At 60.7% G+C, this 15,080-nt stretch carries 13 protein-coding genes and 1 tRNA gene; 13 read left to right on the top strand and 1 reads right to left on the bottom strand.

What is annotated here, in order from left to right:
• The first annotated feature begins 85 nt into the window (after positions 1 to 85).
• Complete coding sequence (locus VL197_01705) at positions 86 to 511, top strand: ferritin-like domain-containing protein (GenBank protein HUJ16683.1); 426 nt, start codon at positions 86 to 88, stop codon at positions 509 to 511.
• A 104-nt stretch (positions 512 to 615) separates the two neighbouring features.
• Here VL197_01705 and VL197_01700 read toward each other — a convergent pair whose 3' ends face one another.
• The gene (locus tag VL197_01700; protein ID HUJ16682.1) at positions 616 to 1,077 is read right to left on the bottom strand and encodes a universal stress protein; all 462 of its coding nucleotides are present in this window, start codon (positions 1,075 to 1,077) and stop codon (positions 616 to 618) included.
• Between the two features lie 167 nt (positions 1,078 to 1,244).
• On the opposite strand from VL197_01700, the gene VL197_01695 reads away from it, so the two are divergent.
• The 12 genes from VL197_01695 (at position 1,245) to VL197_01640 (ending at position 15,031) form a co-directional block, all read left to right on the top strand.
• On the top strand, positions 1,245 to 1,865 hold the full coding sequence (locus VL197_01695; GenBank protein HUJ16681.1) for an ATP-binding protein: 621 nt from the start codon (positions 1,245 to 1,247) through the stop codon (positions 1,863 to 1,865).
• Between the two features lie 21 nt (positions 1,866 to 1,886).
• Positions 1,887 to 2,510, top strand: a complete 624-nt coding sequence (locus tag VL197_01690) for a response regulator transcription factor (protein ID HUJ16680.1) — start codon at positions 1,887 to 1,889, stop codon at positions 2,508 to 2,510.
• Between the two features lie 240 nt (positions 2,511 to 2,750).
• Complete coding sequence (locus VL197_01685; GenBank protein ID HUJ16679.1) at positions 2,751 to 2,954, top strand: hypothetical protein; 204 nt, start codon at positions 2,751 to 2,753, stop codon at positions 2,952 to 2,954.
• A 224-nt stretch (positions 2,955 to 3,178) separates the two neighbouring features.
• Positions 3,179 to 4,120 (top strand): branched-chain amino acid transaminase, encoded by a 942-nt coding sequence (locus tag VL197_01680; GenBank protein HUJ16678.1) that lies wholly within the window; start codon positions 3,179 to 3,181, stop codon positions 4,118 to 4,120.
• Positions 4,121 to 4,227: 107 nt separating this feature from the next.
• A tRNA-Leu gene (locus tag VL197_01675) sits at positions 4,228 to 4,312 on the top strand.
• A 68-nt stretch (positions 4,313 to 4,380) separates the two neighbouring features.
• Positions 4,381 to 5,991: an NlpC/P60 family protein gene (locus VL197_01670; GenBank protein ID HUJ16677.1), complete on the top strand. Its 1,611-nt coding sequence runs from the start codon at positions 4,381 to 4,383 to the stop codon at positions 5,989 to 5,991.
• A 195-nt stretch (positions 5,992 to 6,186) separates the two neighbouring features.
• The gene (locus VL197_01665; protein HUJ16676.1) at positions 6,187 to 7,719 is read left to right on the top strand and encodes a YifB family Mg chelatase-like AAA ATPase; all 1,533 of its coding nucleotides are present in this window, start codon (positions 6,187 to 6,189) and stop codon (positions 7,717 to 7,719) included.
• A 174-nt stretch (positions 7,720 to 7,893) separates the two neighbouring features.
• Positions 7,894 to 9,357 (top strand): MBOAT family protein, encoded by a 1,464-nt coding sequence (locus tag VL197_01660; protein HUJ16675.1) that lies wholly within the window; start codon positions 7,894 to 7,896, stop codon positions 9,355 to 9,357.
• Between the two features lie 2 nt (positions 9,358 to 9,359).
• Positions 9,360 to 10,418 carry a hypothetical protein gene (locus VL197_01655; GenBank protein ID HUJ16674.1) on the top strand — a complete coding sequence of 353 codons (1,059 nt, stop codon included), beginning with the start codon at positions 9,360 to 9,362 and terminating at the stop codon, positions 10,416 to 10,418.
• Positions 10,419 to 10,422: 4 nt separating this feature from the next.
• Entirely contained in the window at positions 10,423 to 11,565 is a 1,143-nt protein-coding gene (locus tag VL197_01650) for a hypothetical protein (protein ID HUJ16673.1), read from the top strand.
• Complete coding sequence (locus tag VL197_01645; GenBank protein ID HUJ16672.1) at positions 11,562 to 12,242, top strand: hypothetical protein; 681 nt, start codon at positions 11,562 to 11,564, stop codon at positions 12,240 to 12,242. Before VL197_01650 ends, VL197_01645 begins: the two co-directional genes overlap by 4 nt.
• Positions 12,243 to 12,328: 86 nt before the next feature.
• On the top strand, positions 12,329 to 15,031 hold the full coding sequence (locus tag VL197_01640) for a PAS domain S-box protein (protein HUJ16671.1): 2,703 nt from the start codon (positions 12,329 to 12,331) through the stop codon (positions 15,029 to 15,031).
• Positions 15,032 to 15,080 lie beyond the last annotated feature (49 nt).

Here is a 15,080-nt window from a genome sequence, read left to right as displayed (position 1 = left end):
CTGGCAAAGACGCCGTCTCTATGCTATAGTTACTTCATAGTTGACCGGCAGAGTCACTCACGCATGCACGTCTAAGGAGGATTGTATGGTACAGAAGGCAAGCCCGAAGCTGACGGAGATGATGAACCAGGCGATCGCAGGAGAGCTGCAGGCAATCGTCCAGTACATGTGGCATCATATCATGGTGAAGGGCCTCAACTCGCCATCGCTGATGGACGTGTTCGAGGAGATCGCCGTGGAGGAGATGAAGCACGCGGAAAAGATCGCGGAGCGTCTCTTCTACTTCGATGTGAACCCCACGACCAAGCCCAATCCGATCGCGGTCGGCGGCAATGAAACGCAGATGCTCAAGGCCGACGTGAAGGCCGAAGAGGAGGCAATTACGTTGTATAAGGACATCATCAAACAGGCTGCATCGGAAGGCGATGAAACGACCCGCCTGCTCTTTGAAGAGATCCTGAGCGACGAAGAACGCCACCACGATACGTTCACGACGCTGCTGGGGCAGTAAGGCTTCGGGAAGAACGCGGGCGGACCCGCGACAGAGAGAACGACGACGATAGGCAGGCCTTCGGGCCTGCCTTTTTTGGTCTCCCTGACGCTGCGGTTATTGCATCACGGCATCGTGAATTCCTTTCCGGGGATGCGCACGGTGAGCACCGCACAGGGCGACTTCCGGACGACCTTTTCCGCGGTACTGCCGAAGAGCATGTGATCGATGCCGGTCCTGCCGTGCGTGCCGATGACGATAAGGTCGGCGTTCTGTTCCTTGGCGGTCCTGATGATCTCGACAAAAGGAACGCCCCGCATGACCATCTTTTCGACCTTGCTCACCCCGGTCGAAACCTCCGCGATCCACTTTTCCATTTCCTTCCAGGCACTCTTCTCCATGTCCTCAACGAGATCACTCATGGAAAGAGACGAGGGGATGTACCATTCTGCGATGCTGATGTCCTGGATCACGTAGAGCAGGATGAGCTTGGCATCGTAGTCGCGGGCAAGCGAAACGGCATGGTCCATCGCGGCCCGCGCCCCCCGGGAAAAATCGGTAGGAAAGAGGATGGTCTTGATCTGCATAAAGGCCTCCTTGAAAGGAACTTATTCTAGTGTAGCGCCTGACGGGCGGTCTGTCAAACGGAAAGGCCAGGTAGGGGCGTTCCGAGGCGGAAGAAGCGAAGGTCAAGTTCTACGAGGAAAGCGTCAGACAGTATCAGGAGCGGATCGAGACTGAACGGCGGTACCGGGTGGAAAAGGAAAAGCTCCTCATGGACCTGCATGACGGCATCGGCGGGATCACGACGAATATCAGCATCCTCTCGGAGCTTGTGCGGAAGGCGAAAGACCAGGAATCGGTCGGGAAGCTGCTGGCCACGATATCCCAGCTTTCGCGGGAAGGCATCGCAGAGGTCCGCGGCTTCATGCACAGCCTTGACAGCAGGGACCTCACGTGGCGGACGCTCGCGGTCGAGCTCCGGAACCAGGGCGCGAACATGATCAAGACGCACAATATCGGGTTTGCGATCGATGCGGATGTCCAGGACATCACCGAGCAGCCGGGCAGCCTCACCTGGGTGAACATCTTCAAGATCTACAAGGAGGCGCTGACCAACGTCATCAAGCATGCAAAGGCCTCGGAAGTCAGGGTCGGCTTCCGGGTCGCTCCCGAGGCAGTGCTCCTCACGATCCGCGACAACGGCATCGGCGTGAACGATGGCCAATCGGGAGGCAGGGGGCTTTCGCATATGAAAACCCGGGCTGTCGACATCGGCGGGACCGTGGCTATTTCGAACGAGAGGGGGACTGCCGTCAGGTTCATGCTTCCCTTCCCCTTACGATACCCTGCCGAGGGTATGGCAATTCAATGAAAACTGTGCTAAGGTGAGTTTATGCGCCTGGTGATTGTCGAAGACGACCCCATCCTCCTGGAAAGTCTCAAGCTGCTCCTGAGCGGCGAGTCGGGGATTACGGTGGCCGGGGGATTCAGCAGCGCCGAGGATGCACTGCGGTCTCTCAAGAAGGTGGCGCCCGACGTGATGCTTGCCGATCTGGGGCTCCCGGGCATGTCCGGCATCGAGCTGATCAAAAAAGCGAAAGAGGAAATGCCCCGGATCGAGATCATGGCCCACACGGTCTTCGAGGACCGGGAGAATGTGTTCTCCGCGATCAAAGCCGGGGCCTCGGGTTACATCCTCAAGGGCAGCACCCCCCGGGAGATCGTCGAGGCGATCCATGAGATCAACAAGGGCGGGGCGCCCATGAGCCCCAAGATCGCCCGGAAGGTGATCCACGAGTTTCAGGACGAGGCCGTCGGGGAGCTGTACATCCTGAGCCTGCGCGAACGGGACATCGTCAAGTGCATCGAGCAGGGGCTGACCTACAAAGAGATATCGCTGCGCCTGGGCATCAGTTCCCACACCGTGCATACGCATATAAAAAACATTTACGAAAAACTGCAGGCCAAGGACCGCGGCGAGGCCCTGATCAAGGCCCGCAAGACAGGCATCATCTGACCGCCTGAAGCGACCGGCCCTTCATGCTCCCAGTATTTCCCGTACATGCCTCCTTTTTTTCGACCCACCTTCCTGCCGCAGAGCGGGAGCCCCTACCCCGAAAATACCCCGACCGGGTTATTTACAGGGTGTCTCCGGACTGGTATGATTTCTCTTAGCAGGACAATGCACCGACGACAGCCTCTCATGGTCGGCTTTCTCCTGTCTGCTGGCGATGGGCGCCGGGGAGGTGTTTTTCTGATGGACGATGCTGGTGACAACGGTTTACACGACCTCAGGGCCAGCCTGGAGCGATACCTCGTGATGGACGATCGTGAGAAGGATCAAGAGACCCAAAAAGCCGTTCATCGTCTGCAAAAGAAGGTCCAGGAAATAGTGTTCCTGACCCATCCCGATCGGCGTCATTTGACCGGGACGAAGCCGGTGGGAAAGAAAGGGGAATAACCGGCTCCCCGGCATGACCTGTTGCAAACGATTTCCGGGCTGGTGCGATAATGCGCGTGCCTGCCCCCTCCTCCCTCAACCCTCTTCTTGCCTCATTACCACCGGGCAGAAGGGGTTTTTTTTTGCCGGATCCGGTTTCATCCCCGACGGATGTGCTCTTTCTCCAGCAAAAGAGGGGAAAAAGTAATTGACAATTCAGGCAGAGGCTGTTATAAATGTCCCCTATGCTTCAGGCAACCGAGAAGATATGGATGAATGGCTCGTTCGTTGACTGGGATGACGCGAAAGTCCACATCCTGACGCACTCGCTCCATTACGGTACGGGCGTTTTTGAAGGCATCCGGTGCTACAAGACGGATTCCGGCTCTGCCGTGTTTCGGCTCTCCGAGCACGTGAACCGGTTCTTTGAATCCGCCCATATTCTGCAGTTGGAGATGCCTTTCACCCGGGAAGCCGTGACGGAAGCGATCCTTGAGACCATCCGGGTAAACAAGATTGAGGCCTGCTACATCAGGCCCCTCGCCTATATCGGCTACGGTGCGATGGGGGTCTTCCCGAAGGAGAATCCAATCCAAGTCTCGATCGCGGTATGGCCCTGGGGCAGCTACTTGGGCGAAGAGGGGCTCCAGAACGGCATCCGCGTCAAGATATCATCGTTCATCAGGCCCCATGTGAACGCGACCATGGTGAGGTCCAAGACCACGGCGAATTATGCGAACTCCCTGCTGGCAAAGCGTGAGGCGCTCACGAACGGATACGACGAGGCGATGCTGCTCGACACTGACGGGTACATCGCCGAAGGAAGCGGCGAGAACGTGTTCATGGTGCGCAAGGGCGTGATCAAGACGCCGCCGCTCACTTCGATCCTCGAAGGAATCACCCGCGAGACGATCATGCAGCTCGCGGCCGAACGCGGCATGCGGTTGGTGGAGGAGCGGTTCACACGCGACGAGCTTTACATTGCCGACGAAGCATTCTTCACCGGTACCGCGGCCGAGATCACGCCGATCCGCGAGGTGGACGACCGGAAGATCGGGACCGGTAAACCGGGGCCGATAACCAAGGAAATGCAGGCGGAATTTTTCAAGATCGTTCACGGCCGGGAGAACCGGCATGCGGGCTGGCTTACCGCCGTTGCCGCGAAGCAGCCGGTCCTGAAGAAGTAGGCGCGGAAGAACGCGCGTCAAAAGGACACGGCCAGGCAGTACCCGCTGTTCCCTCAACCTGTCCAAGCCGGTGTCCCTCAGCTGTACAGCACAAGCGCGTAGTGAGTGCCGAAGTGGTGGAATTGGTAGACACGCACGTTTGAGGGGCGTGTGGGGCAACCCATGGGGGTTCGAGTCCCCCCTTCGGCACCAATGTTTTTCCAGGTCAAGGAATCCCTGCTGCAGCGGCATAGCTCATCCCGGCTCCCGGCCCTCATCACATGAAAAAGCATCTCCCGATACCATTCCTCACCGTCTGTGCGCTCTTCCTGTTTCCCGCTCTACTCAGCTCCCAGGAACCCGTCAAGAACCCCATCCCCGGAATCATCTCGGTGCCCCTTGCGAATGTACATGACCGGCCCGCGCCGAAAGCCGGCCTCAGCACGCAGGTCCTGATGGCGGATGAGGTACGTATCCTGGAGAAGCGGGATTACCGGTATCGTATCTCGATTCCGGACCAGGATGACCGGGAGGGATGGATCCAGCAGGAGGCCGTCTATATCCCGAAGGACAAGGGCCGGCACTACCTGAATCCCGAGAGGCCCTGGATCGTTATCGCGTCGCCGAAGACCGAGGCCTTGATCCTGGACAAGACCGGCGACCACAAAGTGCCGCTCTACGCGGGAACGCGCCTCCCGGTGCTCGAAAAAAATGCCGACGGCTACAAGGTCCAGTTTCCCGACCGCTCCGTCGCGATCATCGCTGCGGCAGACGTGATCCCCCTGCGGTCCCCCGATCCGATCACGAATACCACCTCGCCCGACGACATCGTACGCACGGCAAAAAGGTTCATCGGCGTGAGGCACGAGACCGGTGGTCTCGTGGCCCAGGGCATGGACAGCTACGGCCTCATCTATATCGTCTACCGGATCTACGGGTATCCGCTCGGCATGGACAGGGACTCCCTGAAGTCGAGGGCAGAGCGGGTGGCAAAGAAGGACCTGCAGCCCGGCGACATCCTGCTCTTCAACGGCGACGAAGGGATCTATCTCGGCAACGGCAGATTTCTCCATGCGGCGCGAAAAGGGTCGATACAACTTGCCGGATTGTACGACAGACGGTATGCCAATTCGCTTCAGACGGGGCTCAGGATCATCGGCGCCGAGACCGACCGGGACAAGACGCCCGCGGAGATGACAGCCGACGAGGTTCTGCTCGCGCAAGCGCGGGTCGCCCGCCTGCCCCTCGGAAAGCGCATTTCCTACTGGGCCGGCCGGTTCGTCGGAACGCCCTATGACCCCGACCCCCTCGGGCTCTACGTGAGGACGAACCGGATCGTGGCGGACGAAAAGGTGGACTGCATGTACCACGCCTTCCGGTCCGTGGAGCTTGCCGAGAGCGGCACGCCGGCAGAGGCCATCGACAGGGCTCTCTCGCTCCGTTTCATCACGCAGGGCAGGCTTGTTGACGGCTTGGTCACGAACTACGACCAGCGTTTCGAATACGGCGAGGACCTGGTCTTCAGCGGCAAGTGGGGCAGGAACCTGACCGCGGAGCTGGGCCCGACCAGAGCGATCGCCGGCACGCGCGGCAAGGGCGACGTTGACATCCTGCCGAAATCCGTTCTTGCCACGCGAATGTTCCAAAAGAAGCTTCAGGACGGCGACATCATCTACTGGGTCAAGGACCCGAAGAAGCGGGCTTCCGATGAGATCGTAGCCCACCTCTCCATCGTGCACATCAAGTCTGGCAAACCCTACGTCATCCATGCCGCGGGGAACAAGGACCGCAGCGGCACACCCGGCGGAGGGGTGGTCAAGGAACTGCCCCTTGCCGATTATGTTCGTACCAATCACTTCGTCGGTGCTTTCGTCACCCGTATCGAGCAGTGAACCTCTCCTCCCGCTTTTCGGTTTGACTCCCCGGTTTTTCTCTGCTATAACAATTCAGCCTATTACGAACGGGCGTGTCTCATCATGCGTGGGGCCTGGCGTTTCTCTGCAGGGCCGAGCGTCGCGTGCCATCCCGCGACTGGGCATCCCCACGGCTCCCGCGAAGGGGGCTCACCGGTCGCACCGGGAGGTTCCATGCTCGCCAAGGTCACCAGCGCTGCGGTACTCGGCATCGATGCCTACCCCGTCGAAGTAGAGGTGGACATCGCGAGCAGGGGGCTGCCGTTCTTCTCCACGGTGGGTCTTCCCGACGCTGCCGTCAAGGAAAGCAAGGAGCGCGTCCGCGCCGCGCTCAAGAACACGGGATTTGACTTCCCGCTCAAGCAGGTCGTCGTCAACCTGGCGCCCGCCGACATCAAGAAGGAAGGCTCGGCCTTCGACCTCCCGATCGCCATCGGGATGCTGATCGCCGAGGGCATCATCGCGCAGGAAGCGGTAAATGGGTATCTGATCGTCGGGGAGCTCTCGCTCGACGGCAGGGTGAAGCCGGTCCGGGGCCTCCTGTCCATGGCCGTGCTGGCCAAAAAGGCCGGCTACCGGGGCATGGTGGTCCCCGCTGACAATGCACGGGAAGCGGCGGTCGTCGATGCCGTGCCGGTTTACGCCATGCACACCCTGCCCCAGGCGGTCGAATTTCTGACCGGGAACGCCGCGGTCGAGCCCTTGAAGGTCGACATCCAGGAAGCCTTCGAGACCTATTCCGCGTACCAGGAGGACTTCTCGGAGGTAAAGGGGCAGGAGCACGCCAAGCGCGCCATCGAGGTCTCGGCCGCCGGGGCCCACAACATCGTGATGATCGGCCCGCCGGGTTCCGGCAAGACGATGCTCGCTCGCCGGATACCCTCGATCCTTCCCCGGATGAGTTTCGATGAGTCCATCGAAACGACCAAGATCCACAGCATCATGGGCCTGCTCAAGCAGGGCCAGCCTCTCATCGCGACAAGGCCTTACCGCTCGCCGCACCACACAATATCCGATGCCGGCCTGATCGGAGGCGGCCAGATTCCGAAACCCGGCGAGGTGAGCCTGTCTCACAACGGCGTGCTTTTCCTCGACGAACTGCCCGAGTTCAAGCGGAACGTGCTCGAAGCGCTTCGCCAGCCCCTCGAGGACGGACAGGTCACCATATCCCGCGCGGTCACGTCCATCACCTATCCGGCATCCCTGATGCTGATCGCTGCCATGAACCCCTGCAAGTGCGGTTTCCACGGCGACCCCCTGCACCAGTGCCTCTGCTCACCCCACCAGGTCCAGACCTACCGCTCGCGGGTCTCCGGCCCGCTCATGGACCGGATCGACATCCATATCGAGGTGCCGGCGATCAAGTTCGGCGAAATCGCTTCGGACGCCCCGGCCGAGCCGTCCTTGTCCATCCGCGAGCGCGTGACGCGGGCTCGGTCAATCCAGCAGGAGCGGTTCGGGAATGACGGCATCTATGCCAACGCGCACATGAAGCCCCGCCACATCCGCAGATACTGCAGGATTGATGAGCAGTGCCAGTCGCTCATGGAGAAGGCCATGAACAGGCTCGGTCTGTCGGCCCGCGCCTACAACAGGGTCCTGAAGGTCGCCCGCACCATCGCCGACCTCGAGGGGAGCGAGTCCATCGCCTCCCACCATGTCTCCGAGGCGATCCAGTACCGGAGCCTCGACCGGCGGGTGAGCTGACGCCGAAGGGCGGCCCCTGATGCCCGGGGAAAGCCGCAGGAAAAGACACGTCATGCTCCGGCCGCGCTCGACGGATGACCGGCATACCCTCCCAAAGTCCGAAAAATCCAGTTGACATGCCCTCCCCGGACAGGTAGTATCCTGAGCAAAATCAATTTCTTTCAGACAGCGTAAATGCTCTTCAACTCATTCGAATATTTCTCCATTTTCCTTCCCCTCACGGTCATCATCTATTTCCTGCTGAACCGGTGGCGCTATACCCGGGCTGCCACGGCCTGGCTCGTCCTGGCCTCGCTCGTGTTCTATTGCTGGTGGAACGTCAAGTATCTCGCCCTGATCCTGGCAAGCATTCTCGTCAACTACGGCGTCGGCTCGTCCCTCGGAAGGTCCGGGAAGGATCGTCCCGACGCCGGCTCCCGGAAATACATCCTCCTCGCCGGCCTCCTCTTCAATGTCCTGCTGCTCGGCTACTACAAATACACGGACTTCTTCATCGCGAACATCAACGCGCTCGCGGGCCTGGACCTGGCGCTGCAGAAGATCGTCCTGCCGCTCGGGATCAGCTTCTTCACCTTCACGCAGATCGCCTATCTCGTCGACACGTACAAGGGAACGGCCCGGGAGTACGATTTCCTGAACTACGGCCTGTTCGTGACGTTCTTCCCGCACCTGCTCGCGGGGCCGATCATCCACCACAAGGAGATGATGCCGCAGTTCGCGAGCATGCGGAACAAGGTCCTGGACTACCGGAACGTATCGCTCGGCCTGTTCCTGTTCTTCGTGGGCCTGTTCAAGAAGATCATCATTGCCGACGATCTCGCTCCGGTAGCGAACGCGGGCTTCGCGGCAGCATCGGCCCTGACGCTCGTCGAGGCCTGGGTCGCGAGTCTCTCCTACACGCTCCAGCTCTACTTCGACTTCTCCGCCTATACCGACATGGCCCTGGGCGCGGCCCTGCTGTTCAACATCAGGCTGCCGATCAACTTCGACTCGCCCTACAAGGCCCTGGACATCACCGACTTCTGGCGGCGCTGGCACATGACCCTGAGCCGCTTCCTGCGCGACTACGTCTACATCCCCCTGGGCGGCAACCGGCAAGGTACGCTCAGGACCTACCAGAACCTCATGGCCACATTCCTGGTCGGGGGGCTGTGGCACGGGGCGGGCTGGACCTTCGTCTTCTGGGGCTTCCTGCACGGTGTTGCCACGGCAATCCACCGGCTCTGGTCCTCGCTCAACCTCCGGATGCCGCGCCTGCTGGCCTGGTTCATCACGTTCAATTTCGTGAACGTCGCCTGGGTCTTCTTCCGGGCGCGGTCCTGGCCGGACGCCCTCAAGGTGCTGAAGGCGATGGCCGGCCTGAACGGAGTGATGCTGTCGTCCGATGTCGCCGGGAAGTTCGGATTCCTCAGGAACTACGGCGTCGCCTTCGGCCAGCTGTTCTTCAAGCCCATCCATCACAACGTGTGGATCCTTCTCGTCGTGCTGCTGATCGTCTCGGTATCGGCGCGCAACTCGAACGAGATGACCAGGGATTTCAAGCCGACGTGGAAAACGGTCCTTTTTGCTGCTGCGACCGCGATCTATGCGATCCTGAACATCAACCGGGTCACGGAATTCCTGTATTTCAATTTTTAACGATGAAGAGCGCTTATAAGAAATGGGTATTCGCCCTCGTCGGCATCTATCTCGTGTTCATTGCCCTGAACCTGTTCGTCTGGAAGCTCTACACCGAGGACATTCTCACGTTCAAGAAATACTATAACGGCGGGTTGGACCGGATGGGCTATGTCGTGGGGTCGAAGCACTACCGGAAGCCGGAATTCACCCTTGCCCGGAGGCACATCGAGAACGCGGACTACCGCGGCGAGCATGTGGACGTCCTCACCATCGGCGACTCCTTTTCGAATGTGAAGGACAACGGCAGGGACCCGCTCTACCAGGACTGGATCGCGTCGCTCCACGGGCTGGATGTCCTGAACGTCCAGCCGCTCCCGGGGGCCTCCGAGCTTGCGACGGCGGTGGTGCTGATGAACAGCGGGTACCTGGACCGGGTGAGACCCCGGTTTCTCATCGTGGAGACGGTGGAGCGGAACTGCGTGGGCGCCTATGCGGGCTCCTTCGACGCCAGCGAGACCAGGCCGCTCGCGGAGGTGGAACGCTATTACCGGAAGGCGGCCTACGTGTTCAATCCCCCGGACGTGGGGTTTCTGAACACCGGCAATTTCAAGTTCATCCTGTACAGCATTCTGTACCGGTTCTCGGACCGGGCGTTCTTCTCCGACGTCTGCGCGAGGGACATGAGCGCCCCCTGCTTCAGCGTGAAGAACGAGCGGAAGCTGCTGTTCTACCGCTCCGATGTGGAAAGCGTTCCGCTCGCAACGGAGCAGAACGTCCGGCTGTTGAACGATCATTTCAACCGGGTCTCCGACCTCCTGCGCAAGAAAGGGATCACGCTGTATTTCATGCCGGCTGCGGACAAATACAACATGTACAGCGGCTATATCGTGAACAACCCCTATCCGAAAAGCGTCTTCTTCGAGCTGCTCCGGGCGATGCCCAGGCGGTATGTTCTGGTCGATACCAAGGCCATCCTTGAAGGGGAGATCCGGAAGGGGGAGCGCGACGTCTATTACGCCGACGACACGCACTGGAGCTGGAAGGCCGTGAAAAAGATCGCCGAGAGCATGAGGTTCTGACCCCATGAGCTCTCTTCGCATGAAGACCGGCAGGATGTCCTATCAGCGCTGGGTGATCAGCCTGCTGCTCAGCGTCCTGGGCGTCATCGGCCTGGTCATTCTCATCAACTGCACCGTGGACGCCTACGGGATCCTGCGCACGGATTTCTCCCGGCAGTTCCAGGAGCCGAACGAGAACTTCATCAAGATGAAATACCTGCTCGGCCACAAGGACAAGTACGATTCGTTCCTCTTCGGCTCGTCGAGGGCGCTTCAGATCGACACAAAAAAAATGACGAACGGAGCCTGGTACAACATGGCATATTCCGAGGGGCTGCCGAATGAATTTCTCGACACCCTGAAGCTGATGCTGAAGGAGGGGATCCGCATCAGGAACGTGATGATCGCTTTGGATGAATTCTCCTTCGTCATCGACCCCGGCAAGCACACCAACGACCTCATGCGGCAGGCCCATTACCGGGTGTCGGGAAAGAGGCCTGCCTCCTTTTACAGCGAATACTTTGTCAAGATCAAGCGCTTCATTCCCTCGATCCGCGAGTACCTCAGGTACAACTATACCCGGGAAGGCAGGATGGCGTCCCGGAGGACCCTCTACGACTTCTATGATTCCGGCCGCGTGATCTGCACCACCTGCGACGACGAGATCGAGCAGGACGTCGAGAAGCACCGCCATGACCCCCGGTTCGAGAAACCGATCCGTTATTACGGCGATAACCTTGCGAACACCCTTGCAAGTTTGCGGGAGATCGTCGCCCTTGCACAGGAGCGGAACATCCGCCTGACCCTGTTCATCGACCCGATCCAGCGGACAACCTATCTGGGCGCCGACCAGGCCCTGCTGCTTGCCTTCAAGCAGGAGCTGGCGGGCATCAGCGATTACTACGACTTCAGCGGCCTGAACACGATAACGACCGATAATTACTATTACCACGAGACCTCCCACTTCCGGCACCTGGTGGGCGACATGATGCTCAGGAAGATGTTCGGGGCCCCCGGGGTCGTTGTCCCGGCCGACTTCGGCGTGCTCGTCACGTCCCGGAACGTGGACGGCCATGTACGGAAACAGCGTGAACAGCTCGAAGCCGCGGGGGAACGGCAGGAACCGGGACGCCTCGCAAGGCGAACGCGGGAGGAAGGCGCGCCGTGAGCGGACCGCTCCAGATAATCTGCGTGAAGAACGACGACGACGTGTTCCGCACGATGATCGGGGAAAATCCGTTCATGAACAAATACCCGGTCATCGCGTACGACAACAGGGCGGAGAACATCGGCATTCCCCGGCGGTACAACCACTTCATCGAAAGCCGTATGAACGAGGACTCCTGGCTCGTCTTCTGCCACCAGGACTTCGGCTTTGACGAGGACCCGATGGCCCGGCTCCGGGAGCTCGACCGCGACTCCCTCTACGGCCCGATCGGCGCCGTCCGCAGGCGTGGCCTCTTCGTCCGGGGAGGGAAGATCGTCCTGGAAAAGAAGGTGCTCCTGGGCCGGATCCGACAGGCGCGGGGCGACAACCGGTTCTTTGATCACGGCATCCCGATCACAAAACCCGTTCCCGTCGACACCGTCGACTGCTGCTGCCTGATCGTTCACGCATCGCTCGTCAAAAAGCACGGGCTGCGGTTCGACGAGAACCTCGGCTTCCATCTCTATGCCGAGGAGCTCTCCCTGAACGCCCGCGTCAACCACGGGGTCCGGACCATGGCCGTCCCGATGAACGCCCGGCACCTGAGTTTCGGGGACACCTCTCCGGACTTCCACCGCTCCCTGGACTACGTGCGCAGGAAGTACGCGGGAACAACGTTCGTGGGCACCTGTTTTTAATGCCGGGCTCCCGGTCGCATTCAGGTATCTTCTGCTATACTAACAAACATCGTTCCCCCCCGCATGGGGAAGTCAAAGGACGCACCATGAGAAACGACGAAGACCGCACCATTGAGGAACTCAAGAAGGAGCTGCGGGCGCTCCGCAGCAAGATCGCGGAGCTCGAATCCTCCGGCCGCGGGAGCCTGCACCAGGGCTGTCTCAATGGGCTGCCTTCGGCGATCGTGATCAAGGACCTCGAGGGAAGATACCTGTTTGTGAACAAGTCTTTCGAGCGGCTTATGGCCGCCGACGCAAAGGACCTCATCGGGAAGACGGCGGAGGCGCTGTTCCCCGCGGAGTATGCCGCCCGCATCAACGTGGACGATAAGCAGGTGCGGGAGACCAGAGGCAGGGTCACCGGTGAACTGTCCCTCCCGTTCCAGGGAAAACTTCACAACTTCACCCTGCTCAAGTTTCCCCTCTTCGACGAGAGCGGCGGCGTTTCCGCCGTCTGCGGGATATACCAGGACGTGACCGGCCAAAAGCAGGCCGAGGCCGCGGTGCGCGAGCGCGAGGCTGAATACCATGAGCTGGCAGAGAGCCTGAGCGACCCCTACTGCGCCCTTGACAACGAGCTCCGCTATACCTACTGGAACGGCGCCTGCGAGACCGTGAGCGGCATCGCCGCGAAGGATGCCCTGGGAAAGACCTTCACGGAGCTGTTCCCGGGGCCCGCGCATGCTTCTGTCGAGCGGCTCTACCGCGCGGTCCTCAGGACCGGAAAACGGCAGTCCCTCGTGACCCAGGAGAAGGGGGAAGGCCGCAGCCGCTTCTACGAGATCACAGCCTACCCTTCCCGCCACGGTCTGTCCGTGTTCAGCCGTGACATCTCGAACAGGATGCTGGCCGAAGAGTCCCTCCGGGAGGCGCACCGCCGGTTCCACGATCTGCTCGCGCATGTCACCCTCATCGCCGTGATCCTGGATGCGGACGGCAACATCACCTTCTGCAACGACTTCCTGCTGTCGCTCACGGGATGGAAGGTCGAGGAGGTGATGGCGAAGAACTGGTCCGAGGTGTTCATGCCGGACACGCCCGCCGCGTTCCCGGTCCCGCGTGATCCCCGTCATGACCAGGTTCCCGCTCATTTCGAACACCCGATCCGGACGAAAAGCGGCGAACAGCTGATGATCCGCTGGAACAATACTCTTCTGTACGACCTGCAGGGAGCGGTGACCGGGTTTGCGAGCATCGGGGAGGACATCACCGAGCGCAAGCGGGCGGAGGAGCTCCTGCAGATGAGCGAGCAGCGCTTCCGGATGGTCTTTGAACGGGCCGCCTTCGGCATGGTCGTGACGGACAAGTCCAGGCGCATCGTGAGCTGCAATCCGGCCTTTCAGCGCATGCTCGGTTATTCCCGGGATGAGCTCACGGGAAAGAGCGTGTCCGAGATCAGCGTTCCCGATGACGACGCGGAAAATATCCGCCTGCTGAACGCCGCGCTGGAACAGGGGCAGGAGCACTTCGGCATGGAAAAACGGTATCTCAGAAAAGACGGTACCGTGATGCAGGGCATGCTGACGGTGTCCGTGATCCGCCAGGGCTCCGGAGAATCGTGGATCCTCGGCTTCGTGGAGGACATCACCGAACGCAAACGGCTGGGCCAGGAACTGCTGAAGCTGCAGAAGCTCGAGTCGATCGGGATCCTCGCGGGCGGCATCGCCCACGACTTCAATAATCTCCTGACCGCGATCCTGGGCAATGTCACCCTGGCGAAGATGAGAGTTCCCGCCGATATCAAGGTGTCCCGCCTGCTGACCAGCGCCGAGGATGCCTGTGCCCAGGCAAAGGACCTGAGCTACCGGCTGCTCACGTTCTCGAAGGGCGGCGAGCCGCTCATGCAGGCCCTGTCCGTGCCGCGGCTCCTGAACGAGGCCGTTGCGCTCGCGCTCCGGGACTCGGGTGTCAAGGCGGAATTCGAGCTGCCTTCCGCGCTCCCTGCGCTCCATGCCGACGAAAGCCAGCTGAAGCAGGTGATCATGAATATCGTGACGAATGCCGCCGAGTCCATGCCGGGCGGCGGCATTGTCCGCGTCTCCGCAACCAGCACGGTCCTGGGCGCGGCCGAAGCGGTGCAGGTCAAGCCGGGGTCGTACCTGAGGATCTCGATCATTGACCACGGAGAGGGCATATCATCCGGGAACCTGCCGAAGATCTTCGATCCCTATTTCACGACCAGGGAATTCGGGAGCCGCCGGGGGCGCGGCCTCGGCCTTGCCATCTGCCATTCCATCGTGCGCAAGCACCAGGGAATGATCACCGTGGACTCCGAAGCGGGAAAGGGCACTTCCGTCCATGTTCTTCTTCCCCTCGCAGCGCCGCATGCGGAAGCGGCCCGCCTGCCGCAGGAAAAGCCGGCAACAGGGAGGGAGCGAAAACGGATCCTCGTGATGGACGACGAAGAACGGGTACGGACCATCGTGAAGGAAATGCTGGAATATCTCGACTACGAGGTGGAATGCGCCGGGGAGGGAGGCGAGGCCGTAGAACGATACCGGCTGGCCCGCGACCGGGGCAGGCCTTTTGAATTCGTTCTGCTCGATCTGACCGTACCCGTCGGCGCAGGAGGCCTCGAAGCGGTCAGGAGGCTGCAGCAGATCGACCCGGCCGTGTGCGCGGTGGTATCGAGCGGATATGCCGATGATCCCATCCTCAGAAACTTCCGGACCTACGGGTTCAGCGCGGCCATCGCGAAGCCCTATGACCTCATTCAGCTCAAGGAGGCGCTCCGCGCCCTCTGGCAGTAGGCAGGCGTGAGCCCTTCCCGACCGGGGAGCGGGGCCCGGGCACGATTGC

It is taken from the genome of Nitrospirota bacterium, assembly GCA_035516965.1.
Taxonomy (GTDB): domain Bacteria; phylum Nitrospirota; class UBA9217; order UBA9217; family UBA9217; genus MHEA01.
The sequence above is the reverse complement of the archived record's forward strand: the minus strand, read 5'-3'. Positions and strand labels throughout refer to the sequence as shown.

Excerpts from the sequence above, each read along its gene's own strand:
- VL197_01690 (HUJ16680.1), top strand. The coding sequence starts at position 1,887 with ATGCGCCTGGTGATTGTCGAAGACGACCCCATCCTCCTGGAAAGTCTC.
- VL197_01655 (HUJ16674.1), top strand. The coding sequence starts at position 9,360 with ATGAAGAGCGCTTATAAGAAATGGGTATTCGCCCTCGTCGGCATCTAT.
- VL197_01665 (HUJ16676.1), top strand. The coding sequence starts at position 6,187 with ATGCTCGCCAAGGTCACCAGCGCTGCGGTACTCGGCATCGATGCCTAC.
- VL197_01705 (HUJ16683.1), top strand. The coding sequence starts at position 86 with ATGGTACAGAAGGCAAGCCCGAAGCTGACGGAGATGATGAACCAGGCG.
- VL197_01700 (HUJ16682.1), bottom strand. The coding sequence starts at position 1,077 with ATGCAGATCAAGACCATCCTCTTTCCTACCGATTTTTCCCGGGGGGCG.
- VL197_01640 (HUJ16671.1), top strand. The coding sequence starts at position 12,329 with ATGAGAAACGACGAAGACCGCACCATTGAGGAACTCAAGAAGGAGCTG.
- VL197_01680 (HUJ16678.1), top strand. The coding sequence starts at position 3,179 with ATGCTTCAGGCAACCGAGAAGATATGGATGAATGGCTCGTTCGTTGAC.
- VL197_01650 (HUJ16673.1), top strand. The coding sequence starts at position 10,423 with ATGAGCTCTCTTCGCATGAAGACCGGCAGGATGTCCTATCAGCGCTGG.
- VL197_01670 (HUJ16677.1), top strand. The coding sequence starts at position 4,381 with ATGAAAAAGCATCTCCCGATACCATTCCTCACCGTCTGTGCGCTCTTC.
- VL197_01685 (HUJ16679.1), top strand. The coding sequence starts at position 2,751 with ATGGACGATGCTGGTGACAACGGTTTACACGACCTCAGGGCCAGCCTG.
- VL197_01660 (HUJ16675.1), top strand. The coding sequence starts at position 7,894 with ATGCTCTTCAACTCATTCGAATATTTCTCCATTTTCCTTCCCCTCACG.